Annotated in this window: 23 protein-coding genes and 1 pseudogene; 13 read left to right on the top strand and 11 right to left on the bottom strand. The window is 54.9% G+C overall.

Annotated elements, in window-relative coordinates:
• Positions 1 to 270: 270 nt before the first annotated feature.
• Genes PVA48_RS01570 through PVA48_RS01560 form a run of 3 tightly spaced genes read right to left on the bottom strand, consistent with a single transcriptional unit; the run spans position 271 to position 2501 of the window.
• On the bottom strand, positions 271 to 549 hold the full coding sequence (locus tag PVA48_RS01570; protein WP_423232128.1) for a prepilin peptidase: 279 nt from the start codon (positions 547 to 549) through the stop codon (positions 271 to 273).
• A 44-nt stretch (positions 550 to 593) separates the two neighbouring features.
• Positions 594 to 1385: a prepilin peptidase gene (locus PVA48_RS01565; RefSeq protein ID WP_423232127.1), complete on the bottom strand. Its 792-nt coding sequence runs from the start codon at positions 1383 to 1385 to the stop codon at positions 594 to 596.
• Between the two features lie 57 nt (positions 1386 to 1442).
• The gene (locus PVA48_RS01560) at positions 1443 to 2501 is read right to left on the bottom strand and encodes a TIGR00730 family Rossman fold protein (RefSeq protein ID WP_423232126.1); all 1059 of its coding nucleotides are present in this window, start codon (positions 2499 to 2501) and stop codon (positions 1443 to 1445) included.
• 208 nt (positions 2502 to 2709) lie between these two features.
• Between PVA48_RS01560 and PVA48_RS01555 the strand changes: the two genes are divergently transcribed.
• The 4 genes from PVA48_RS01555 (at position 2710) to PVA48_RS01540 (ending at position 5370) form a co-directional block, all read left to right on the top strand.
• A complete protein-coding gene (locus tag PVA48_RS01555) occupies positions 2710 to 3834 on the top strand; it encodes a DNA-directed RNA polymerase subunit alpha (RefSeq protein ID WP_022397270.1) in 1125 nt (374 codons plus the stop codon).
• A 36-nt stretch (positions 3835 to 3870) separates the two neighbouring features.
• Positions 3871 to 4281, top strand: a complete 411-nt coding sequence (gene rplQ / locus PVA48_RS01550) for a 50S ribosomal protein L17 (RefSeq protein WP_102726858.1) — start codon at positions 3871 to 3873, stop codon at positions 4279 to 4281.
• Positions 4282 to 4492: 211 nt separating this feature from the next.
• Complete coding sequence (locus PVA48_RS01545; protein ID WP_423232125.1) at positions 4493 to 5044, top strand: ACP S-malonyltransferase; 552 nt, start codon at positions 4493 to 4495, stop codon at positions 5042 to 5044.
• Positions 5044 to 5370 (top strand): ACP S-malonyltransferase, encoded by a 327-nt coding sequence (locus PVA48_RS01540; protein WP_423232124.1) that lies wholly within the window; start codon positions 5044 to 5046, stop codon positions 5368 to 5370. The genes PVA48_RS01545 and PVA48_RS01540 overlap by 1 nt, the downstream gene beginning before the upstream one ends.
• A gap of 127 nt (positions 5371 to 5497) precedes the next feature.
• Here the strand turns inward: PVA48_RS01540 and PVA48_RS01535 are convergent, their stop codons facing one another.
• The 5 genes from PVA48_RS01535 to PVA48_RS01515 form a co-directional block, all read right to left on the bottom strand.
• Positions 5498 to 5923 carry a DUF4339 domain-containing protein gene (locus PVA48_RS01535; protein WP_022397267.1) on the bottom strand — a complete coding sequence of 142 codons (426 nt, stop codon included), beginning with the start codon at positions 5921 to 5923 and terminating at the stop codon, positions 5498 to 5500.
• A gap of 46 nt (positions 5924 to 5969) precedes the next feature.
• Positions 5970 to 6401, bottom strand: coding sequence for a DUF4339 domain-containing protein (locus PVA48_RS01530; RefSeq protein ID WP_102726859.1), 432 nt, complete (start codon positions 6399 to 6401; stop codon positions 5970 to 5972).
• Between the two features lie 76 nt (positions 6402 to 6477).
• On the bottom strand, positions 6478 to 7173 hold the full coding sequence (locus tag PVA48_RS01525) for an HAD family hydrolase (protein WP_102728863.1): 696 nt from the start codon (positions 7171 to 7173) through the stop codon (positions 6478 to 6480).
• Positions 7160 to 8158, bottom strand: coding sequence for an LptF/LptG family permease (locus PVA48_RS01520; protein ID WP_423232123.1), 999 nt, complete (start codon positions 8156 to 8158; stop codon positions 7160 to 7162). The genes PVA48_RS01525 and PVA48_RS01520 overlap by 14 nt, the downstream gene beginning before the upstream one ends.
• A gap of 11 nt (positions 8159 to 8169) precedes the next feature.
• On the bottom strand, positions 8170 to 8553 hold the full coding sequence (locus PVA48_RS01515; protein ID WP_423232122.1) for a hypothetical protein: 384 nt from the start codon (positions 8551 to 8553) through the stop codon (positions 8170 to 8172).
• Between the two features lie 329 nt (positions 8554 to 8882).
• Between PVA48_RS01515 and PVA48_RS01510 the strand changes: the two genes are divergently transcribed.
• The 7 genes and pseudogenes from PVA48_RS01510 (at position 8883) to PVA48_RS01480 (ending at position 15668) form a co-directional block, all read left to right on the top strand.
• Positions 8883 to 9923, top strand: a complete 1041-nt coding sequence (locus PVA48_RS01510; RefSeq protein WP_423232121.1) for an alpha/beta hydrolase family protein — start codon at positions 8883 to 8885, stop codon at positions 9921 to 9923.
• A 29-nt stretch (positions 9924 to 9952) separates the two neighbouring features.
• Complete coding sequence (locus PVA48_RS01505; RefSeq protein WP_423232120.1) at positions 9953 to 10402, top strand: hypothetical protein; 450 nt, start codon at positions 9953 to 9955, stop codon at positions 10400 to 10402.
• Complete coding sequence (locus tag PVA48_RS01500; RefSeq protein WP_423232119.1) at positions 10384 to 11370, top strand: OmpA family protein; 987 nt, start codon at positions 10384 to 10386, stop codon at positions 11368 to 11370. The genes PVA48_RS01505 and PVA48_RS01500 overlap by 19 nt, the downstream gene beginning before the upstream one ends.
• Positions 11371 to 11509: 139 nt before the next feature.
• Positions 11510 to 12247: an HAD family hydrolase gene (locus tag PVA48_RS01495; RefSeq protein WP_180975242.1), complete on the top strand. Its 738-nt coding sequence runs from the start codon at positions 11510 to 11512 to the stop codon at positions 12245 to 12247.
• 142 nt (positions 12248 to 12389) lie between these two features.
• Positions 12390 to 13280 (top strand): hypothetical protein, encoded by an 891-nt coding sequence (locus tag PVA48_RS01490; protein ID WP_423232118.1) that lies wholly within the window; start codon positions 12390 to 12392, stop codon positions 13278 to 13280.
• Positions 13271 to 14334 (top strand): annotated as a pseudogene (locus PVA48_RS01485) (M60 family metallopeptidase). Before PVA48_RS01490 ends, PVA48_RS01485 begins: the two are co-directional and overlap by 10 nt.
• 83 nt (positions 14335 to 14417) lie before the next feature.
• A complete protein-coding gene (locus tag PVA48_RS01480; RefSeq protein WP_180973118.1) occupies positions 14418 to 15668 on the top strand; it encodes an MFS transporter in 1251 nt (416 codons plus the stop codon).
• Between the two features lie 438 nt (positions 15669 to 16106).
• Here PVA48_RS01480 and PVA48_RS01475 read toward each other — a convergent pair whose 3' ends face one another.
• Positions 16107 to 17744 carry a SpoIIE family protein phosphatase gene (locus PVA48_RS01475; protein WP_022397258.1) on the bottom strand — a complete coding sequence of 546 codons (1638 nt, stop codon included), beginning with the start codon at positions 17742 to 17744 and terminating at the stop codon, positions 16107 to 16109.
• A gap of 129 nt (positions 17745 to 17873) precedes the next feature.
• On the bottom strand, positions 17874 to 18560 hold the full coding sequence (locus tag PVA48_RS01470) for an RNA polymerase sigma factor (protein ID WP_022397257.1): 687 nt from the start codon (positions 18558 to 18560) through the stop codon (positions 17874 to 17876).
• Between the two features lie 123 nt (positions 18561 to 18683).
• Between PVA48_RS01470 and PVA48_RS01465 the strand changes: the two genes are divergently transcribed.
• On the top strand, positions 18684 to 19697 hold the full coding sequence (locus PVA48_RS01465) for an endonuclease/exonuclease/phosphatase family protein (RefSeq protein WP_102728859.1): 1014 nt from the start codon (positions 18684 to 18686) through the stop codon (positions 19695 to 19697).
• Between the two features lie 205 nt (positions 19698 to 19902).
• Entirely contained in the window at positions 19903 to 21174 is a 1272-nt protein-coding gene (locus PVA48_RS01460) for a hydoxy methyltransferase (protein ID WP_102728857.1), read from the top strand.
• On the opposite strand, the gene PVA48_RS01455 is transcribed toward PVA48_RS01460, so the two are convergent.
• Entirely contained in the window at positions 21160 to 23307 is a 2148-nt protein-coding gene (locus PVA48_RS01455) for an AAA family ATPase (protein ID WP_423232117.1), read from the bottom strand. The genes PVA48_RS01460 and PVA48_RS01455 overlap by 15 nt on opposite strands.
• Positions 23308 to 23518: the final 211 nt, after the last annotated feature.

The raw sequence follows: 23518 nt of genomic DNA, 5'->3' as shown, positions 1-23518 counted from the left end.
GAGGTTTGATGCGTTTCGGAAAGGGGCGTCGCGCTGTGATATCTCAAACAGGTGGAAACGCCTCCCTTTGCTAGGATGAACCCCCGGAATTCGTCCTGGTTGCAAAATAAAAACGTGCGTGCTCCGGAAAGGGGCGGCCGGAGCCTTTGCGGGGCTTCCCTTTTTTCTGCCGGGGTGCAGAATGGTAAAGCTGTTGAATATGAAATAAATCTGTAAAAAAAGACCGCAGCCCGGAAGGGTTGCGGTCCAGCCGTGTCATGGAGGGAAAAATTATTCTCCGGAAATGAAGCGGAGATAGGCCAGCCACCACTGGTCGCCACCCAGCAGCCAGATCAGAGCAGCGCTGAGCAGAGCGGGGCCGAAGGGAAGATTCCTGCCGAACCCCATGCGTGAAACGACTGCCTGCACAATCCCCAGCAGGGAGCCGAGGAAAAGGCAGAACACCGCGCCCTGCCATCCGCCCACGCATCCGGCCATCATCAGAATCCAGGCATCACCGGAGCCCATGGCTTCCCGCTGCGCGCGAATATCCGTCATGGTTCCTTCCACGCTTTCCAGGTCTTCCAGCGGGAAAACGTCTCCGTTCTCCAGCTCTATCCTGTCCTGGCGCAGGATGACGGAGCAGGGAGGAGCGTTTCCCCGTCAATGGTGACGGAGCCCCCGGAAATGACGGCCTTGTCCGTGGCCCGGTGGAAAAGCATGGACCAGTCGTGAGGCTGTCCGTTGATAATGAGCTGGAGCTCGTCCCGGTCGGATTCCGGCTCCTTCAGGCTCCACGGAGCGGGAGCGTCAAAGTGCTGCTTCCAGGTGCCGAACAGGAGCTTGCCCATTTCAATCACCAGCCTGATGGCGGCATACCCGGCGATTCCCCCCAGCACGGAGGCCGTGAAGGCGTCCGTCCAGGTCATGACGTCATTGTCCGGCAGGAGAAACGGGTAAAGGGCACAGGCTCCCACTCCGGCTGCGGCGCCGATGAGCGCCTGGGTACGGAATACGATCAGATGCTCCGCGTCAATGAACATGATGACGATGGCCATGGCAGTCCACAGGCAGAGCAGTATGGCGGCTCCCGCGGAGGCGTCCGCGTACTTCCACCCCAGGGCGGCGAAAAGCAGGGCCGTAAGCAGCTCCACGAAGCAATAGCGGAAGCTGATGCGCGTTCCGCAGCAGGCGGATTTTCCCCGGAGCGTCAGCCAGCTTAGCACCGGAATATTCAGGTACCACGGAATGGGTTCCTCGCATTCCGGGCAGAAGGAGCGCGCCGGATCATTGACGGAGATGCCCAGCGGCGTCCGGTAAATGACCACGTTCAGGAAGGAGCCGATGCAGGCTCCCATCAGGCCGAAAATCAGCGGAATCAGCCACGCGGGAAGGGCGTCAGACATGGGAGGGTGGGGAATAAGTCCGGCTGGGCGTCTGGTTGATGCGGTCAATCAGCAGCCTCAGCCTGCCGTAATTGCCGCGTTTGATGGGGAAAATGAGGCGTGGCAGCCGGTCCAGGTGGGGTTCGTCCGCCTCATCCGGGAGCGGTCCGCTCTGGACCATTCTTCCCCGGGCAGGATCAGGTCTGAAAAATCCCGTTCCAGGTGCTCCACCCACTGGGCGGGCAGGTGCGTGTTCAGGCGGATGACGATGGCGTCCCTGACAAAACGGTAGGAGTGGAAAATGCGGTAGAAGCGGTCGATGTGCTCCATGGCCTCCGCCGGATTCTTGGTGACGTGGATGAGGTGCAGGTCATCCGCGGAAATCAGGCCGGAATCCACCAGTTCCACGCGGATGAAGGCCAGCCAGTTCAGCCAGAAAGTCTTGCCGGGGGAATCGAGAAGGACGATCGGGTAAATGGTGGCCTTCCCCGTCTGGATCAGGGTGAGGGTTTCAAACACCTCGTCCATGGTGCCGAAGCCGCCGGGGAACGCCACCATGGCATCGCTTTCCGCTACGAAATTCAGCTTTCTGACAAAGAAATAATAGAAATTGATCAGCTTGTCGCTGTGGGCTACCACGTGGTTGGAAGTCTGTTCATACGGTAGGGTGATGTTCAGGCCGAAGGAGCGTTGCTCGCCGGCTCCTTCATTGGCCGCCTGCATGATGCCCGGTCCGCCACCCGTAATGACCATGTAACCGTGTTCGCTGGCTTCCCTGGCGAACTCCCGCGCCGTTTCATACGCCGGCTCATCATTCCTGATGCGCGCGGAGCCGAACACGGAAATCTTGCGGATGTGGCGGTACGGGGCGAAAACGCAGTTGGCCCGGTACATCTCCCGCCCGGAACGGATCAGGACGGTAAAATCGTGGTCGGAGGCTTCGGACTGCGCCATGTTGATGCCCGTCTTGATATACTCCTGGAGGTAACGGGGATCGTGCCTGGTGGAGGCTATTTCGGAAAGTTTTTTGACGACTCCTTCCAGAGCCTGGTAGCTGGTGTCCATGGACATGGTGGAGGGGCGCTTCTTGTCTTCCCCCGTAAAATCCCTGTTGTCCAAAAAATCAGGATGCTTCATGAGTTGGTATATAGGTTTGCCCCACTATGCCAGATGACGCACGTTAAGTCACAGAAAATTTGCCGGCGGACATGAAAAGAGTTGATTGTTGAAAACAGATTGTTAAATTGCTCCCCGCACGGGCGTTTCCAAAACATGCCGTAGGTCCTTCAGGCGGATTGCCCGCCATGCCCGTGCTGAGGGGAAACCCGGTACATTACATACGATTATGTCGGAAAACGAAACCACTACTGCAGAAGAAACCGCCGTTACCACGCTGGCCCGCTTTGAAGTTCCCAGCCGTCTGGAAAAAATTGAAGACCCGAATGATGCGAATCATCTGACCTTCGTGGCGGAACCGTTTGAAAACGGTTACGGCCATACGCTTGGCAACTCCCTGCGCCGCGTTCTTCTGGGTTCACTTGAAGGCGCCGCCATCACCTCCGTCCGCATCGCCGGCGCACAGCATGAATTCTCCTCCCTGCCCGGCGTGGTGGAAGACGTGACGGAAATCGTGCTGAACCTGAAAAAGGTCAAGTTCAAGCACAACGGCAAGGAACCGCGCCTGCTCTCCCTGCGCGTGCACAAGCAGGGCGTCGTGACCGCCGCCGACATCACTGACGACACCACCTACCAGGTGGTCAATCCCGATCAAATCATCTGCACCCTGGACCAGGACACCATGTTCGAATGCGAATTCCAGGTGCGCGTGGGCCGCGGCTTTGCCACCGGCGACGAAAACAAGGTGCCGGACATGCCCATTGGCGTGATCCCGATTGACTCCATTTTCTCCCCGGTCACCCGCGTGAAGTACTCCGTGCAGAATACCCGTGTGGGCCAGATGACCGACTACGACAAGCTGATCCTTGAAGTATGGACGGACGGGCGCATCTCCCCCGCAGACGCCATGCTCCAGGCCTCCGCCATTCTGCGCCACCACCTGGACGTCTTCGTCAACTATGACGACAAGCAGGTCAACTTTGAAGAAGCTCCTTCCGCCGTCCAGGACGAGGAAACGGCCCGCCTGCGCAAGCTGCTCAACATGAGCGTCAACGAAATCGAGCTTTCCGTGCGCGCCGCCAACTGCCTCAACAACGCCAACATCACCACCGTTGGCCAGCTCGCCATGAAGAGCGAAAGCGAAATGCTCAAGTACCGCAACTTCGGCAAGAAGTCCCTCAACGAAATCAAAGACAAGCTGCTGGAACTGGGCCTTTCCCTGGGTGTTCAGGTGGATCCCTCCCTGCTTACCGGTCCCGTGCCGCAGGCCAAGCCGCGCCTGGGTCTGGAAGAGGAAAGCCCCGTGGGCCTGGCAGACCTGATTGCCGCCAACATCGAAGACGACGACGACTAAATCTCACAAAACCAACACACATAGAAAAATATCATCATGAGACACGGTGTAAAAACCTCCAAGCTTCAGCGCAACGCTTCTCACCGCAGGGCTTTGCTCGCCAACCAGGCATGCAGCCTCATCCTCAACGGACGCATCACCACCACCCTGGCCAAGGCCAAGGCTCTCCGTCCCTATGTGGAAAAGCTGATCACGCTCGCCAAGCGCGGCGACGTGCATTCCCGCCGCCTGGCTACCGCCACCATTCACAACACGGCCGCCGTCAAGCGCCTGTTTGATGAAATCGCTCCCCTCTGCGCGGAACGCAAGGGCGGCTATACCCGCATCGTCAAGCTGGGCCAGCGTCTGACGGACTCCGCCCTCGTGGCCATGATCGAAATCATCGATCTGCCCCGCGAAACGGCTGAAAAGGAAGAAGCTCCCGCAACCACGGAAGCAACCGCCTAAGGCCGTTCCCTGACACATCAGGTTTAACCATCCGCCCCGGCCTCTCGCAGAGACCGGGGCGGATTTTCTATTCATATTGGCGGTAAAGAGATTACGGAGGAAGTGCGGTGGCAAGATCGCTCTTGCTTCTTTCCTGCCGGAACGGTATAATTCAGCCTCAACTATGGACGCAGTATTATTGTTTTCCGGACAAGGTGCCCAAAAAGTAGGCATGGGCAAAGATTTGTATGACCAGTATCCCGCAGCCAGGGCCCTGATTGAGCAGGCGGACAAGGCGCTTGGGGAATCCCTCTCCTCCATCATGTTTGAAGGCCCCGGCGAAGAACTGACCCGCACCTGCAACTGCCAGCCTGCTCTCTACGTGCATGGCCTGGCCTGCCTGGCCGTCTTGAAGGAGCTGGCGCCTTCCCTGAATCCCGTGGCTGCCGCCGGCCTTTCCCTGGGTGAATTCACGGCTCATGCGGCTGCCGGAACCTATACCTTTGAAGAAGGCCTTCGCCTGGTCCAGAAGCGCGGCGCGTTCATGGAGGAAGCCTGCAACGCCACGAAGGGCACCATGGCGGCGATGATCGGCGGGACGGATGAAAACGTCATCAAGCTGGCGCAGGAATGCGACGTGGACGTTGCCAACTTCAACTGCCCCGGCCAGACGGTCGTTTCCGGCACGGAAGAAGGCGTGGACAAGGCCATTGCCGGAGCCAAGGCTGCCGGCTGCAAGATTGCCAAGAAGCTCAATGTGGCGGAGCCTACCATTCCCGCCTGATGCACAGCGCCATGGTGAAGCTGGCGGAGGAACTCAAGAATGTCTCCTTCGGCACGCCTTCCATGCCCGTCTACTGCAACTATGAAGCCCGCGTGGTGGAAGGGCCGGACGACATCCGCAATGTGCTGGAGCACCAGGTGTGCGGCTCCGTGCGCTGGACGGCCTCCATGCAGAAGCTGGTGGACCAGGGCCACCGCCTTTTCATTGAACTGGGACCGGGCAAGACGCTGGCCGGCATGATGGGCCGCATCTGCAAGGATGCCACCGTCATCTCCATCGAAGACGTGCCCAGCCTGGAAGCCGCCGTTGCGGAATTAAATAAATAATTCTCCGTAACAGTAATTTTCAAACCGCCGGATCTTCAACGGTCCCGGCGGTTCTTTATTTCAAGTTATCCGACGGCACGGCGTCCCGGCCCGGGTGCAACACGGTGGCGGACATTCCGCCGCGCTCTTATTCCCTGCCGGGAGCAGCGGTAATGCCGCACTTTTCCACAAGCGTGTGGACGTAGCATAAAAGCTTGCCCATGAAAACGAGGATGCAGGGAATCAGGATGATTACTTCCAGTTCGGCATGGTTCGTCAGGAAAAATATCACGATGCCAAAGCAGAAAAAGAGGGTTGCCGCTGCGTAAAACAGGATGCGGATGGAAGGCTGCTCCTTCTTTGAAGGCTGGAGCGCCTTGAATTTAATCCGCCTCTGCAGAATGGCGGAAAGGGGGACCCAGTTCCGGGAATCTTCTTTCCTGACCATGGTGGTGGAAAACGGAAGCTTGCCGGCTGCCGCCAGCGTGTCGATCACTTCCTTGCTGACGGGACCGGCGGTTTTCTCATCGGTGCGGTAATGGTAGAGCGTTGCTCTGGCGGGTATCGGGCTCATAGGCTGCAGGGGAGAGAGCGGAGAGGAGGAAAATGTTTGCGTCTGGTCAGCGTTCCGGTTCCTGGGCGGGCATTTTCCTCATGCCTCCGGTAAGAAGGTGCATGTACATCAGCATCTTTCCCATGAAAAACGCTATGGCAGGCACGAACAGCACTTCCATGTAAAGAATGGTGTGGAGCATGATGGAATGCGCCACGCCGCAGGCCAGAAGGAGAAGGGCAATGATGTAAAACAGGAGGCAGCTTTTAGGAGGGCGGCAGGAAAGCATGAAGGCGGATGCCCTGAGGCGCGCCAGGCGCTCCTGGCGGCGCAGCTCCGTTGCGAGCGGCATCCAGCACTGGGAATGTTCCTCCCGGATCATGGTGTCCGGAAGAATTTTCTTGGAGACAAGCAGGGCGTGGAGGTCTGTCAGGCAGATAGGGCCCACAATCTTGTCTTTGACGCGGTAGTGATATAATGGGGTACGTTGGGAAGCCATTCTCCTTACATAAGGCATGAAAGGAATTCCGTCAAGAAACAAGCGTAACGGAATGGAAGGCGGAATTCCCGAATTCCTAAAGAAGTTCCGCCAGGGAACGGATTTTACTGGTTGCCAGGGAAAAATCCGCCTGCTCCGTCACCCGGTTCGGGATGGAGATGACGGGCATTCCTGCGCGGTGTGCGGCGGTGGTGCCGTTCTGGGAATCTTCCAGCACCAGGCATTCAGCCGGCTGCATGCCCAGGTTTTCCGCAGCCTTCAGGAACAGGGCCGGGTCCGGTTTGACGGGAAGGCCGTCGTCACGGCAGATGACGGTCTGGAAATAGGGCATGATGTCCAGCCTGTTCAGCCAGCCGTCCACCCAGCGGTGGGAAGAGCTGGAGGCCACGCCCATGGGCGTTCCGGCTTCCGCCAGGCTCCGGATGAGTTCGCAGGCTCCTGGCAGAAGGCCGGCGTGCTCCAGGTCGCGGACGATTTCCTCCTGGCGGCGGCCGTTGACGGCTTCCCAGTCGAAGGTGCGGCCCGTCAGTTGTTCCAGATGCTCCCCGGGGTTCCAGTGGGTGTAGCCGCTCCCCAGGCACTGGTTGAACAAATCCAGGGGGAGGGCGTGGCCGCAGGATGCGAACACGCGTTCCCAGGAAGAATAAATGGCGTATTCCGTATCCACCAGCAGCCCGTCAAAGTCAAAAATCACGGCGCGTGCCCGGTGGAGCAGTTCGCGGGCTTTCCGGACGGCTGCCAGGGAGTCGTCAAGGTGGTCAGGGTTGGTCATGGACGGGTGTCTTTTTCAAGCCTCTCAGCATCTCCATGAAGCTTCTGTGGGCCAGCTTGGTCTGGAACAGGCGGATGGCGATGATGGTGTAAATGATGTTGGGCATCCACGCCCCCAGCCAGGTGGGGAGGTAGCCTGCGGAGGCCAGCGTGGGGAAAAACTCATACAGGAACAGCATGGCCGCCGCCAGGAACAGCGCAATGCCGATGCCGGACATGGCGGAGCGCCGCTGGAACGTGATGGCGGAAGGAATGGCGATGAATGTCAGGATAATGCAGGAAAACATGCGGGCTATCCTGACGTGCCATTCCGTTTGCAGGCTTCTGAGGTACTTGGCGTTTGTCGTGCCGGACCTGATGATTTCCTGGAGGGCCGGAGTGCCCTGGGTATCCACGCGGACGTTGGGGGAAATCAACTGCCAGGGAGTCTCTGGATAATGCTCTTTCAACGTTTGGTATTCCTGCCCGGCGAACACGGGCACGTCGTTCAGCTGGCGGGGTTCCTCCTGGGAATAATTCCTTTTGATGGCTTGCCGGAATGTCCATGTTCTGGAAGCCGGGTCCCACATGGCTTCATCCGCAAACAGCTCGTACTCCATCTTTCCGGGCGCGCTGAACTGTTCCACGCGCACCTGCCTGAACGGCTCGCCGGGGGAGTCTATTCCGGGAGGGTCGCCGAGGTACCAGATGCGGGATTCCGCGTCGTTCTTGTAGATGGTGCTCCGGGAGGCGTCGTCATTTTTATTCTGGCTCAGGGAGGAAAACATCAATTTCCTGTACAGAGTGGAATTGGGAGCCCAGTGAAACCCGAAGATGCCGAAGTAGATGGCCGCAAAGACGGCACCGATGATGACCGGGGCGTTGATCCGGAGCAGGGATCTCCCGGATTGCAGCATGCCGGTGATTTCCGAGGATGAGGAAAGCTTGGTAAGCGCCCAGAGCGTTCCCAGCAGAAGGGTGTAGGGAAGGATCAGGTTCAGAATCATGGGCAGCTGGCTCAGGTAGAAGCGGAAGGTGCCCGCCAGGGGGAATCCAGGTTCATCAGGTCCCCCACATTGTCCGCAAAGTCGCCGATGATGTAAATCAGCGTGAGGATGGCCGTGCACATGATGAAAGCCGTGAACCAGGTACGCGCCACATACCTGTCCAGGATGCCCGAGCGGTTGTACAGCAGCATCCCCAGCGCCGGAAGGAAACAGCCCAGGAGAATGAGCCAGGGCCGCAGAAGCTGGGCAAGGGGATATTCGGACGGCGTGCCGGGAATTTCCCATTGCATCTGGGACCATTCCCGGGGCATCAGGAACCAGGCCGCCGTTCCTCCCAGCGCAAGCAGGAGGAGGAATGCGAACCATTGGCGGAAATGTCGGGCCTGGATTGCCATGAAAAAGTAAGGTGGGACAAGGATGCCAGATCGGGGGCGGGAAATAAAGCGTTATTTGGCCGCCGGGCAGGGACGGAGGCTTGCCGGAACCGCATGTCCGTGCGCCCGCGCCTGTCCAGCGGAGGGCGGTGCGGCACGGCTCCATGCGGGCCGGAATGGCGTGCGGAAGATATTCTCCTGATAGAAGTTGAGTGTTGTCAACGTAGACAGGATGGGATAAAATCTTCCTGACAACCGCTTTCCGGGTACAGCTTTTCCATGTTCAAACGTCTTGTTCAACTGTTTCTTCTGCTCCTTCTGGCAGCAGTGGGCGTCCTGGTGTGGTTTGCGTGGTATGTGTCCACTCCGTTGCTCGTTCCCGTGGGGGGGATGAACCCTCCGCTTCTCCCGTTGCGGATTCCCTGGTGATGGAGCCGGTGGAAGCCGTCTCCGCCGACGGTACCGCCATTGAAGGCTATCTGGTGCGTCCGGGGCGTCCGGAGGCCTTGTCCCCGCGCCAGAGCCGCGTGCGGGATACCTTGAAACTGCGCGGAAGAATGCCGCATCTGGAGGCGAAGCCGGAGCTGGTGGTGATAGCCACCTCCTGGGACCAGGGGGTGAAAGGCTCCCTGCCGCTGGCGGAAGGACTGACCGGAGCCGGTTACACGTGCCTGGTATGGAATCCGCGCGGGAAAAACGACGCCCGGAAATTCTGCACGTACGGATTGAAGGAATATGCGGACGTAACGGCTCTGCTGGACGCCGTATCCCGGAAACAGGGGGGATTGCCGCCCGTGGCCGCCGTAGGGCAGGGGTTTGGGGCAGCGGTGCTGCTGAAAGCCGCGTCTGAAGATCCCCGCATCCGCTGCATGGTCAGCATGGACTGCTTTCCTTCCCTGAAAACCGTGGCCGTCCGGGAAATGGAGCAGGACTGGGGCAAGCCCCTGTGTTATGCCGCGTACTGGCTGCTGGATGCCGGCGTTGACTGGCGTGCGGATTTCAGTACGTTTGACGTGGCTCCCGTAGACGATGCCCTGAAACTGGATTATCCCGTCATGGTGGTCTGCACGAACCAGTACTTCTTCTCCACCCTGGAGGATTGCCTGAGCATTTACGACTCCCTGAGAAACGAGAAAAAACAACTTTATGAATCCATCCGGGAAGGCGAGCCCTACGGCACCCGGGAGCGGACCTTCCTCCATTCCATTGAAGGAAAAAAGGGGGAGAAATTTGAGAAAACCTACAAGGTCAACGTCTATGCCGGGGATGACGAGTTGCAGGCTGGCATTGCGGAATGGATTCATGAGAATACGCGCATGCCCATGCCCAGGGTGTTGTCCCATGAAACCTACAGTGCACCTGCTACGGGCACCGCTCCTTCCGGTTCATGAACCGTGCCTCTCCTTTTGCTGATGATCCCGTGAGTGCCAATCAGGAAAACACCCGTGAACTCCGCGAGAACCGCCGCAGGCGCAGCCGTTTCATCCTGCCTGCGCCGCGCCATCTTGCCGCCGTGGCGGTGGGGGCCCTTCTTGCCGCCGTGCTGGTGCACTACCTGGGCTTCATCGTTCTGAGCTGGTTTGACCTGGGCATTCATGTGCACAAGGCACCCGCGGTTCAGGAGGACCGGAAGCCGCTGCCTGAGAAAATCGTGCTGAAAGCGGACGACCGTCCCGCACCGGATGTGGCGGAAGTGGTTGAAAAACCGGATATCGAGCAGCTTGAGGAAGTGCCGCCGGAATTGCCGGACCTGGAGGACATGCTGCCGGAACAGGTGGTGATCGCTCCGGGGAAACCAGCTTTTCCGCCGATCCGGTTACTCCGTCCCCGCCGGAATCCCTCGCCCCCAGAATGCCGCAGGTGGACATGAATGCCGTCGCGAAGGGACTGCCTGAACCTTCTCCGCCCGAGATGCTGAAAACTTCCGCCAGCCCGGCGACTATCAAGACGGCGGAGCCGGACATGGTCAACCCGGACGAATGGTACAACAACAAGCTCAAGGGGGCTGGCGGCCAGGATGATTCCCATCTGCCGGACGGCAGTAAATCACTTTCCCAGTTGATGGCCCAGTCCTCCCTGGGCAAGGACAGCGGTTACAGCAGGCTGGGCGCGGACCTTCTGTTTGAATACAACAAGGCGGTGATGAAAAATTCCGCGCGCCTCAGCATGCTTCAGCTCGCCGGGCTGATGATGAAAAACCCGGACACGATTTTCATTGTAGAGGGGCATACGGACAGCTTCGGTTCCGGAGAATATAATGCCGTGCTCTCCCTGATGCGGGCCAATGCCGTGCGCCAGTGGCTGAAGGACAACGGCATTGCCCTGACGCGCCCGAACGGGGAATGCAGGCTCTACATACGCGCCTGCGGGGCCTCCCGCCCGGTAGTCTCCACGAAGGGGGACCGGAATGCCCAGGCTGCCAACCGCAGGGTGGAAATCCACATGCGCAAGCCGGGAGAGGAAATTCCCGCCGGAAGCCTGCCCGTCACGTATGCGGTGGATATGAATACCCCCATTGCCCGCCAGGTGCGGGCCGGCGTGGGCGCCGAGGCCAGAATCCCCGCTTCCGCAGGAGAAAGGAAAACGGCCCCTGCGGCGCGTCCGCCGTCTGCCGTCCCGGCAGCCCGTCCCGCTCCCGCTGCGCCGGGACGCCGGGAGAAGCCTGCGCCGCGGCAGGAAGTCATCCCTGAGGCGGAACCCGTTCCGGAAACCATTCCTTCCGCCGAACCCGTGGAAGAACACATTCCCTCGGCGGAGCCGGTGGAGGAGGATATTCCGCTGGCGGAACCCGTCGTGCATGCGGAGAGGCGCGCCGCGGTGAAGGGAGGACTGGCCTGAAATGGAACTGATGCGTTTTCTGCCGGTCCGTGCCTTGCCCAGGCCCGGACTGCCCCGGTATCTCTTCTCCTTTGACTTTGACGATACCCTGTTCACGTTGGGGGGCCCTGCGGAGGAAAGACGCGTTTTTTTCAGAACCATGCGTGGACTCCGGGCGCGGTACGGCGTGCTCTGGGGCATCAATACGGGGAGGGACCCCGTTTACCTGCGGGAAGGGTTGATGGACATGTTCCAGGGTAATCCGGAAGCGTTTGCCCCGGATTTTACGGTCACGATGGAACGGAACGTTCATCTGGCGGATGCGGAAGGGCGTCTGATGCCCGGCGTTCCGTGGAACGATGCCTGCTCCGTGGCCCATGACGACCTGTTCACCCGTCACGGCGGAATGCTGGAATCATTGATGGACCATCTGGAACACCGGTTCTCCGGGCTGGAACTCCGCAGGCAGGCCAATGACGCTTTTTCCCTGGTGGTGAACGATGCCTGCGGGCTGGATGACGTCTCCTGCGTCATTCAGGACACGGTTGGACCGTATGATGAAATCGTCACGCAGAGGGCGGGGCCTTACCTGCGTTTCAGCCACCGCGACTACAACAAGGGGACTTCCCTGGCTTTTGTAGCCTCACGGTTCGGTGTGCTTCCCGTCCATGCGGCCATCTTCGGAGACGGGCACAACGACCTGGACGCCATGCGCCATTTGCCGGAAGCGTTCCGGTGCTGTCCCTCCAATGCGGCGGAGGAAGTGAAAGCCATGGTAGCCTGCGGCCATGGATACATCAGCCCGGAACCGCGCACCCGCGGCGTGCTGGACGGCCTGATGCATGGCGCGTTCCCCCATTTCGGGATGAAGGCGGAGGTTCCGGAAGCGGACGCTTGAAAAACGGGGGACGCCGGATGCGGGGAAAATCGGTTTCCGGAATGTTCTTTCCATGAAAGCTCCCGCGGAAAAGGAAGAATCGTATTGACAAGAAATGTCTGCGATGCAGAAATAATGACGATTTATTCCGAATTCCGATCACATGAATATTCCTTCTTTTACCCGAAGCGTCTCCAGAGGTTCCGCCGTAGGCTGGTTTTTAGTGCTTCTGCTGGTTTGCGGAGCGGGAGCCGGATATTATCTGTACCAGGATAACCTGGCAAAAAGGAAAGCTGCCCAGGAATTGACTACCGAGCGTAAAATGAAGGAAAAGAAGGCCAGGGAAGCCGCTGAAAAACAGAGAATGCAGCGTGAGCGGGAAATCAGGGAGAAGAAGGAAAAGGAGAGGCAGGCAGAGCAGAAGGCGCGTGAGGAAGCCAGGGAAAAGAAGGAACGGCAGGCTGCGGAAGCGGCTCAAAAGCTCCGGGAGCAGGCTCAACGCGAAGAGAAGGAAAAGAAGAGGAGGGAGGAGCTGGAACGGCGCGAACGTGAGGAACAGGCCCGCAGGCAGGAGGAAAACATCCCTGTGGAAGAAGATGAGCCTGAACCGGAAGGGCGTTTTCCCCTGCCTGTGAAGAACCGGATGCCGGAGCTTTCCGTCTACTCAATCCCCTCCAGGGATGAAATTCAAACGGATAAGGACAAGCCGCTGGAAACATGGTCCTGGGGCAAGGCGGAAAAAATGGCGGGAATAGAGGAATTCCCTGCGGGAGCCGCCCCGTGGAAAAGAGGTGATGATACCCGCCGCATGCAGGAGCTTCTGGAAAAATGCCGGGAATGGAAGGACGCCAAGCTTTCCACCCTGAAGGCGTGCCCGGCGGCGAAGGATTTTCCCGGCGTTCCGGAGGACGGGGCCCAGACGGTAAGAAGGACGGTGGAAATAGATTCCAACATCGGCGGCTGGCACAGTACGGGACTGTATGCTCCCCCGGAGGGGAAATCTCCTTTTCCCTGTCCGGCGCGCCCAAGGACAGCACGGTCAGCGTGCGCATAGGGTGCCATACGGACAGCCTGCACAAGCTGGATGAATGGAAAAGGGTTCCGGAAATAACCATGCAGGTTCCGGCGGACCGGGGCCGCGTGAAAATGGTGAACCCGATGGGCGGCCTGGTTTACGTGAATGTGGGCCAGCGTTCCAAACGGGGAAAAGTATTCAAGGTTCAGATTTCCGGAGCCGTGCCGGCCCCTCTGTTCGTCATGGGGAAGACCACTCCGGAACAATGGGCCGAACAACTGGAAAATACCAAGGCGCCGTGGGGGAAATCTGTATGCCCCGCCTCATTGTCACGATGCCCGTGGAGCAGTTGAAGCGGTGTCCGGATGTTCAGAAAACGGCTGAATTCCTGCAAAAAAACATGGCCCTCCAGGACTGGATCATGGGATGGGACACCAAGCCGGACCGCCTGCATCACCCGATGCGTTTTGTCGTGGACAGGCAGATTTCCGCCGGGGCCGGGCATTCCGGTTATCCCGCCATGGCTACGAAGGACTGGACGGACTCCATTGCCAGCGGCTCCATCATCCATTCCGGAAGCTGGGGGCTGTGGCATGAACTGGGGCATAACCACCAGTCGCCTCCGTTTACGATGGAGGGCCAGACGGAAGTATCCGTCAACATCTTCTCCATGGTCTGCGAGGTAATGGGCACCGGGAAAAACTTTGAATCCTGCTGGGGCGGCGGCATGGGGCCGTACGGCATGAGCGCTGAGATGAAAAAGTACTTCTCCGGCGACCAGACCTACAATGAAGCGCCCAACAAGGTGCAGCTCTTCTTCTGGGTGGAGCTGATGTACTATCTGGGATTTGACGCTTTCCGGCAGGTGGCCCTTCAATTCCATGACAAGCCGTACGACAACGGCAAGCTGAGTGATGAAAAGAAATGGGAATGGGTCATGAACGCCTTCTCCAAGGTCACGGGAAAAAACATGGGGCCTTTCTTTAAAATCTGGCGCATGCCGGTTTCCGAACGCGCCGCGGACAGGATGAAAGACCTTCCCGTCTGGCTGCCTTCCAAGGACTACCCGGCCTGCTATACCGCGGAGGAATAAAAAGGTTCCGGGATTATGAGGGCTTCCGTTGCCGCACTCGCGTCTGGACGGTTCCGGCGGCGGGGGCTAGGATGGCGGAGCTGATGAAATGGCTGAATGACTGGCTGGGCTTTTTCAAGCCCCTTCAGGTGAGGAACCTGCAAATCTTCTGGTCCGGGCAGGCCGCCGCCCTGATCGGGATGTGGCTGCAGGTGACGGCCATGGGCATTCTTGTGTACGACATTTCCGGCGGCTCCGCCACGGCGGTGGGCTTCCTGGCCGCCCTGAACGCGCTCCCTTTCTTTCTGGGCGGCATGCTGCTGGCCGGGCTGGGAGACCGTTTTGACAGGAGAAAACTGCTCATAGCCGTGCAATGCGTCCAATGGCTGGTGGCCGTAGCCCTGTTTCTGCTGACGATGCTGGACATGCTCCAGCTATGGCACTTGTATGCCGCCGGGCTGGTCATGGGCGTCAACCAGACGGTGGGCTTTCCCACGCAGCAGGCTTTTGTGGGCGATCTGATCCCGCGCAGGCAGTTGCAGGAGGCCGTGGGCATGTACTCCCTGGTATTCAACACGTGCCGCGCCGTAGGTCCGGCGCTGGCCGGCTACATCATTGCGGAATGGGGGGCCGGAACCGCCTTTGGCGGCAATGTCGTGGCAAGCCTGCCGTTGGTAGGCTGCCTGGTAGCTCTGAAAGGACGCGTTGCGGATACCTCCGCCCCTAAAAAGCAGCGCGGGGCCGGAAGAAAGGCCTCCGGGCTCAAGGCGGTGCTTTCTACGCGCAGCCTGCTCTTCATCATGATCAGCGCGCTCATTCAGAACATCTGCGGGCAATCCCTTTACCAGATTGTTCCGGCATTGATGCACGGGAACCCAAGGAATACCGGCCTCATTCTGGGAGCGGTCGGAGCCGGTGCCATGGTGAGCATCCTCTTTGTCCTGCCGTTTGCGCGCAAAAGCGACAGGGTGGGGGCCAAGCTCTCCTCGGGCACGCTGTGGATGGGGAGCGCATTATGCGTGGCCGGCATCATTCCCGTGGTGGAAATACAGGCCCTCTGCTTCTTCTTTGCCGGTCTGGCTACTTCTTCCCTCTTTGTCACCTCTTCATCCGCCGTGCAGCTTCTGGCGCCGCCGGAACGCAAATCTGCCATTCTGGGGCTGTTCAGCATCGTTACGATTGGAGTGCAGCCTTTGGCGGCCATGGGCTGGGGAGCCGTGGTGGATGTTTGGGGAGTCCAGGCGACGATCATCATGGCGGGAGGGCTGGAAGCCTTGTTCTCCATCTGGATGCTAAGCGTTCCGTTCTGGCGCAACTTCAAATTCTCTCCGGATGATTGTCCTGAGGCAACCTGACGGATCCTTGTCATTTGGCGGCATGGGAAAATTGCCGTCCCGTATTCCGCTGGCTTTTAAGAATTGGTCAGGAAGATGCGATTCGGGAAGTTCCTGGCGGCGGGAATTCCGGAATGCGGCTTGGAAGAGGCTGGAAAGGCAGTTCTTGAACCTGTTTTACTGAAAAGAGAGCAGGCGTATTCCGGTCCTGCGGGAAAATTGAAAGCCGCTTCTGCCGTTTTTCTCCTGGCGGGAATCATCTGCGGCCTTGCAGGGAGAATGTGCCTCCCTGCCGGCAGGACTCTTCAGGGAAAAAGGAAAACTTGGCAGACCGTCCTTCCGGGAAATAGCCTTCCTGCTTGAATGATTCCTGTTTTTCAGGCGGACGGAATGTGGATTTTTCCCCAGCAAAAAAGGAGGAAGGAGGTAAATATCCGGAAAAGGGAAGAACCGGGTTTGTTAATGCCCCGGCTTTGCCTCGTGTTCGGAATAGCTGATGCCCAGCATGCAGATATCGTCGGCCTGGTTGGTGCAGCCGGTGAATTTTGCTACGCAGGTAAGGGCCTGATGGACAAAATCCTTGGTGCTCTTGGGGGATGAATTATTGAAATAATCGATCAGCCTCTCCACGCCCAGCTCTTCCCCTTCCGAATTGGCGGCTTCCGTCAGTCCGTCCGTATACATCAGGACGCGGGAACCTGCCAGGAGGGGGAACTGGGCGTTCTGGTACGTGGCGTCATCCAGCAGCCCCAGGGCAATGCCCCTGGGCAGCGGCATCTTGCGGGCAACTCCGTCCGGCCCCAGGATAATGGGATGCGGGTGCCCGGCCGTGGAGGCGGTCATGACGCCGGTTTCCAAATCCAGGTAAATATAAACGGCGGAGGCGAACATCGTGGTATTCGCCCGTTGCAGAATTTTGGCAAGCTGGTGGTTGAGGGAAGACAAAAAGGCCGCCGGATTGTCCGCCAGATGGGACAACTGCTCCATCAGGCCGCGGAGCATGGAAGCGATCAGGGCGGCGCGGATGCCGTGGCCCATCACGTCGCAGACGATGGCGCCTACGCCGGAATTGCCCACGGGAAAGGCATCGAACCAATCGCCCGCCACCCCCTCTGAAGGAGTGAAAATGTGGTGGAAATCCACATGGCGCGTCAGGCCGTGTTCCGTATGGGAGCGGGAGGGAATCTCATAGGGAAGCAGGGCGAACTGGATTTCCCGGGCCAAATCTATCTCCTTCTCCAGGGACTTGTTGCGCTCTTCCAGAATACGGGCTGTTTCCGTGGCCTTGATCTCCGTCTTCACCAGCTTGGTGACGTCGCTGGAAATGCCCACGATGCCCTTCAGGTCCCCGTTGCGGCCATACCAAGGAAACTTGCTGATCTGGCTCCAGGAATCATCCTTGTGAAGCCATGTCTCATGATGGAGGCGGGCGCGGATGGGGCGTCCGGTAGCCATGATGTCCAGCTCCTCCTTGCGGGAAACATCGGACATCGTTTGATCGAAAAAGTAATCGTCCGTCCGTCCAGTCAGGTCAGCCGGCGTGGGCACGCCCAGCTTATTGGCCGTGGCGGTATTCGCCAGGACGAAGCGCGATTCCCGGTTCTTGAAATAAATGCTGTCCGGAATGTGCTCAATCAGGGTGTGGAACAGGTCCCTGTCTTCCGCGGCGCGCAGTTCCGCCGTCTTCCGCCGGGTGATGTTGACCCATACCCCTACCAGCATGACGGGGCGGCGCTGCTTGTCCCTGCGAGCGAGACCGTTGATGCGGACCCAGCTCCAGCTCTTGGAATTCAGCTTCTTCATGCGTATTTCAATGCGCATGGGCATGTGGGAATGGCCGTCCAGGTAACGGCGCACCTCCTGGGAAAAAAAGGCCTGGTCCTCCTCGTGGATGGTAAGCTCCGGCTGGGTGAAAATATTGGGGGCCTTCTCCTTGCGGCTGGCCCCCATCATGGTCAGGCAGCGGTCCGTGTAATGGATGACGCCCGTTTTGATATTCCAGATATAAAACCCTTCTTCCGCCGCCGCCAGGGCCATCTTGATCTTGTCCCAGGTAAAAACTCTCTGGGCGGAATGTCTGTTGCGTGAGGGCGGCATTGCAGTTGCCGTTATCTAACGACAAAACATCTGCCTTGGCAAGAGGCAAAATAAAGGAATCATTCCTGAAAAGCGGAACGGCAGGAGAAAAGCGGGAAACGGGCCCGGTTGCACCGGGGCGGCATCCGCCTATCTCTCCTTCTCCTCTTCCTGGGAATGAAGGAATTGCAGCTCTTTCTTCAAGGCGCTTCCTACGCGGTGCTTCGCCAGATAAACCTGGGCAATCGTGACGCCGAGCTGTCTGCGGACCTTCGCCGCATCCCACTCCCGTAGCACGTAATAATCAAAAATTTGAAACTGCTTGGGAGACACCTTCGCTTTGACGCGTTCCAGGGCCGCCTGGAGCAGGTTATTCTGCCACTCCCTCTCCCACACCTGGTCAAAATTATTCTTCCCTTCGTCCGGAATCTTGTCGATGGGATGTTCCTGGCTCTCCGTGGCGTCCGGGCTCATCAGCATGGCCGTATCCTTCTTCCGCTTGCGGAACTGGTCGTTGATGCGCCAGCGGGTCATATTCCAGAGCCAGAGCTTGAAGGAACCCTGTTCCGGCTTGTAAATATTCTTCTTGCTCTGCTTGGCGATGGAAAGAATGGTCTCCTGCACCACGTCCCAGGCTTCGTCCTCCCTCAATCCGGCCTTGAGGGCGACGGAATAAATAAGACGCCAGTACGTCCGGTAAAACTCATCCCACGTGCGCTGGTCCTCCCAATTCTCCAGGCGCGCAATCAGGCTTTTCCTGGTATGTTCGGCATATTGGGAAAGTGTCTGCTCGTCAGGCTGGGACTCGTTCTGGGGTTGCAATGAAGGCACATTCATGGTTTATCATGAATTACGGATGAAAGTGAAGTGAAAGCCGAGTAATAAGCCGGAAAATTTTGTGCGGCTCGGCCTGTTCATTCACTACGTCCTTCATGGAGAAAATCTTTCAAGGGAACGGACATGATCAGGAAAACGTCAAAACGCAGGGGAACCTCCGTCATCGCGGCCCTGGTTGTGCTGTGCGCGGTGCTGGGGTACGGCTTGATGGAATGGAAGCCGCTGACGGATACGCCGCAGGCGGTGCCTGCCTCCCGGGAGGCGCCCGGGAAGGGAAGGGTTCCGGAGAAAATCTCTATACCGGAAAAGGGAGAACCTGTCAGGTTATTCACAATAAATGCTGGCAACTACTTTGTACCGGAAGATCCGCGCAGGAGCAACTTCCAGGTAAAATACAAGCCCGTCGAAGCACGGGAGGCCGTGGCCGAACTCATCCGTCAATCCGGTGCAGAAATAGTAGGATTGTCAGAAATGGGTGGGGAAGCCGCCGTGCGCGACCTGCAAATGCGGTTGAAAAGAAAAGGAGTTCAGTTACCGCATAAGGTCCTGGTCATGCGGAACGGAGAAGACCGGGGATTGGCCCTTCTCTCCAAATATCCCATTGTGGACAACCGTTCCGTGACGGACATGCCTGTATCCGGAGAAACGAAGAGGAAAAAAATGATGCTGCGGGGCATTCTGGACGCCACGGTGAAAACGCCGGATGGCCGCCTCTTCCGCCTGATGGGCATTCATTTGAAGTCCCGCCTCAGCCGTGACGGCTCCGCGGAAGACACGCGGCGAAGGGAAGCGTATGCCCTGCGGGACTACCTGAATGAAGCCATCGCCTCCCAGGACGGCATGCCGTTGCTTTTGTACGGAGACTTCAATGACGGTCCGGCGGACAGCGCCTTGCAGGTCATCCAGGGGCCGGCTAAAACGGAATACCGCCTGAACCGCCTGAAACCCAGGGATTCCCGCGGGGAAACCTGGACCATCTACTACGAAGACGGAGACACCTACCACTCCTTTGACCATCTTTTCCTGAACAATACTCTGAAAAAGCGCCTCGGCCGCAAGCCTCCCATGGGAATCCTTGACTCTCCCCTCTCCCGCCAGGCCAGCGACCATCGTGGCATTTGGGTGGAATTGAGGTAGGTAAAAATGATTTATTATAAAAAAGATATGCAATAAATATTTGTTAGTTTTTTCATTTTATGAAATGGATATTTTTGCAATATGAAAATATCTTTGCAAAAATCTAAAAAAATAATATCCTAATAAGGATGAAATTTGTAGTGCTGATTCTTAGCATTGCAACTCTAATAACTGATAACTATTTATTATCGAAAGAACATAACAAATGAATGGTCACTTAGAAGAGTTTCAGGAAATTTGTCAGGAACTACAGTATGAAGAAAAGCGCCTTCTACCTTTGTGTGCAGCGGAAAACGCCATATCGCCGTTCGGAAAAATTCCGTTAGATTCCTTTATTCAGGAGAAATACATTATGGGAGGAATTATCAGTCTGGAGACCAAACATAATTTCATGGAAGCGGAACATTTATTTAAGTTCTACAGTCTCCTCAATCGACAATGTTTTGAATTATTCCAAAGTAATTATTCAGATGCAAGGACATTATCAGGTGTCAATGCCGTTATGATCCTCCTGATGAGTCTCTTTCAACCGGGTAGCACTTTGCTTATATCATCGGAAGATAGTGGAGGTCATGGTTCCATGCCTCTTATATGCCACCGGCTCGGTATAAAATTTATATATGCGCCGTTTGATTATGAGATAATGGACTTTGACTATGAAAAAATTAAAGCATTACGTCAAAAGGTAAAAATTGACGGTATGCTTATATGTCCATCTGACATCTTGTTTCAACCATCTTTGCAAAATCTGGAAGTATCAGAAGATTTTATAATTATTTACGATGCAACTCAAACTTTAGGTTTAATAGCTAGCAAATCCAATTCCAATCCTTTCCATTTTTTCAGCAATGAAGTTCCATTTGTTTTAATGGGCGCAACTCACAAAACGCTTCCCGGGCCGACTAGCGGATTAATCATGACGAATAATCAGAAACTGATGAATCTCATTGATACAAAGATTAATCCTGATTATCTACGAAATGTGCAATTTCATCAAATTCTTAGTCTCATTCTTGTTCTTATCGAGATGGAAATGTTTGGTGAACAATATAGTAAGCAAATTATAGACAATGCCAACAAACTAGGGCGTTATCTTGAGAAACGGGGAGTGCAAGTAATTCGAGCTCGCAATGATTTGTATACAGACACTCATCAAATATTTATATCCATGAAAGAAAATGAGATAATGAGATTTCTTCACAGAAGCCAATCACATGGGATAAGTTTAAACGGAAGGTATAAAAAGCTCTATCGCGATTCAGGAATACGAATAGGAGTTCAGCAAATTACACGTCATGGTTGGGAGGAAAATGAATTTGAGCAACTTGCTGATGTTTTTTATCAGCTCACGCAGGATACATACAACTATGACGAAGTAGAGAAAAAACTTAATATCTTGCGTTCAAAGAAAGATGTCCATTATACTTTTTCAGAGCAAACGTATCATGATGTTTTCAACTGCTTACATGACGGTTAATTTAACTGGTCCGCCATGTTGAGCGGCGTGCGCCAAGTCGGCATATTGCATTTTTTCCCAATATCTAGTTTGATTTTGATCAATTTCCCCGCCTCGAAGCAGATTCTCGACATAACATGCACAAGCATAGTTTATTGATAGTACGTGGTTGTGAGCTTCATCGGATAAATCAGTCATTATTTTTTGTACTTCATTTAATTGTTCACTCTGGATGATGTCATGGAACTGGTGTAATGTTAAAATTTTACCTAGCTGGGACATTGTTCGCAGGTTGAGATCACCGTTTTCATCAGCAAATGCAATAGCCTGATTATAAAGGGAAAGAATTTCATTTTTTACTTTTCGATTCTGGTTTTCTGCGGCATAAGTTTTTATTCGTAAAAGTTCAGCTTTTTCAAAGTAGAAATCATAAATAATTCTGTACTGAGTTTTTTCCAGACTGCGCAAAGCATTATCTACAATAGTAAGAGCAGATTCTATGTCTTGAAGTTTCTTCAGTGTGTAAATTGCCCGATGCCGTTGCGCATGCATTATGACGGGAGATTCTCCAATCTCTTTGGCAAGCGTGTCTATCCTGTTAAATGATGCCTCGTAATCGAATGACGTATCCCAGAATAGATAGATAGCGATACGCGAGTAGAGAATTTTCATTTGCAACTCAAGGTTTTGTATATTAGTGTTCTTATCCAAGCCTCTAAGAATATTATCAGCCAAAAGCAAGTCGCTTCCCTGATGCTTTAATATGTGAGCCTTTAAATATAAAAGCTTGGCCTCTTGTATTTGGTTCTTGAAAACCTTGGGGAGATGTTGCAGAAAAGCGTCGATTTCGCTTATGGCAAAAGAAAACCGATTGCTTAGATGATGCAAATCGATAATGAGAAATAGCATATCAAAATCTTCTGCATTCATATTTTCTGTGGGTCTCAAAGTTGGCAGAGCAGAATCTATTTCCTCCAAACGAGCTAATTCCGAGTATGCCCTTCGGTATTGTCCCAGTTGCAACAAGGAGTTTAAATAACAGTAATTAAAATATTGATTATTCGAATGGCTTTCTTTAAGTGACGAATTGAGATAACCGATTTGCTCATATTGCCACAGACGTTCGAGAAATAAATACTGTTTGCCGTCCAAAAGATTTTTTAGAATTTCGCGACCAGTTTCTTCTGAAAAATGAGTGTCGCTTAACATCAATAAAGAAACATTCAATGTGCCATCAAAAATATTTTCCAGATGTTCATGCGAATTTTTAATCATTTCCACAGCTTGATTTTTGTTGCAGCATTTACGACAGGATTCTGCTACCAAATCATTCATCCGTATATTTCCATCTCTTGTATCATTTTCTCGATATATCAATGAAGAATCGAGGACTGCACATACATGGTGAGGTGTGCTATCAGGGATTATATCGTATATTTTCCGTTCAGGAAGCGAGTCAACTCCCATAAGCTTTAAGTAAGCCATTAACATCACAATCTTTTTTGACTCATTACTGAAAAAAGAGTATTGCTGCCATATTATTTCATCAATAGTTTCAATATTAGAAAGATTTAGAGCCCTATTTTGATGTTCCAAATCTATTAATATGCGTACATAGGTTGGAATGCCGCTTGACAAACGAAGAATCTTTTCAGGATCAGTTATTGAAATGTTGTAAACTTTTTCCAACTCATGCAAATGGAGGCACCCAAATATATCTGGTTTCAAATTTCCATATAACGTGATAGTTTGGCTGTATACTAGTGATTCTATTGTAATTCCAATAATGATAGAGATGTTTTTGGATGAATTTGTCAGTATTTCAGCAAACTTGTCAGCATCTCTTTTCCTGTTTCTATCAATACCATCTAGGATAAATACGATTTTGGGGTAACGAGATGCTTGATTAAGAAATGCAGCCAGGGATTCTGCTGTTCCTATTTTTTCGTCGGATGGAATCCCTATCATTTCAAGACACTTATGTAATATAGAAGAATCTTTGCCTTCTATTTCCACGTAGTACACTGTTGTGCATATTTTTTTCTCTGCCAAGTCATTGACAAGGCGAAGAAGTAATAGTGTTTTTCCTATTCCTTTCCTGCCGGTAACATAAAAAATTCTGCGTCGTTCGCTGCTATCGTTGATGAATTGCATAAGCGTACAGCGTTCATCTTCACGGTCGACAAAAAAATTATCACAGTAACATTTTGTTGAAGACAAAACAACGGGATATTTAATTATTTTCAGAATCAAACCCGATATGGCCAGCCCCGCGACGAATAGTCTCCAAAAATCGAATTTTATAGTTTCTAATATTAAGAGTATGATACCGGTGGGAATCACGCCGCATATGTAAAACCAGGCC

Origin of the sequence: Akkermansia sp. JRP_AM1 (genome assembly GCF_049262625.1) — a bacterium.
GTDB classification, from domain to species: Bacteria; Verrucomicrobiota; Verrucomicrobiia; order Verrucomicrobiales; family Akkermansiaceae; genus Akkermansia; species Akkermansia massiliensis.
Note: the sequence above shows the minus strand (reverse complement) of the source record. Positions and strands in the feature narration are given on the sequence as shown.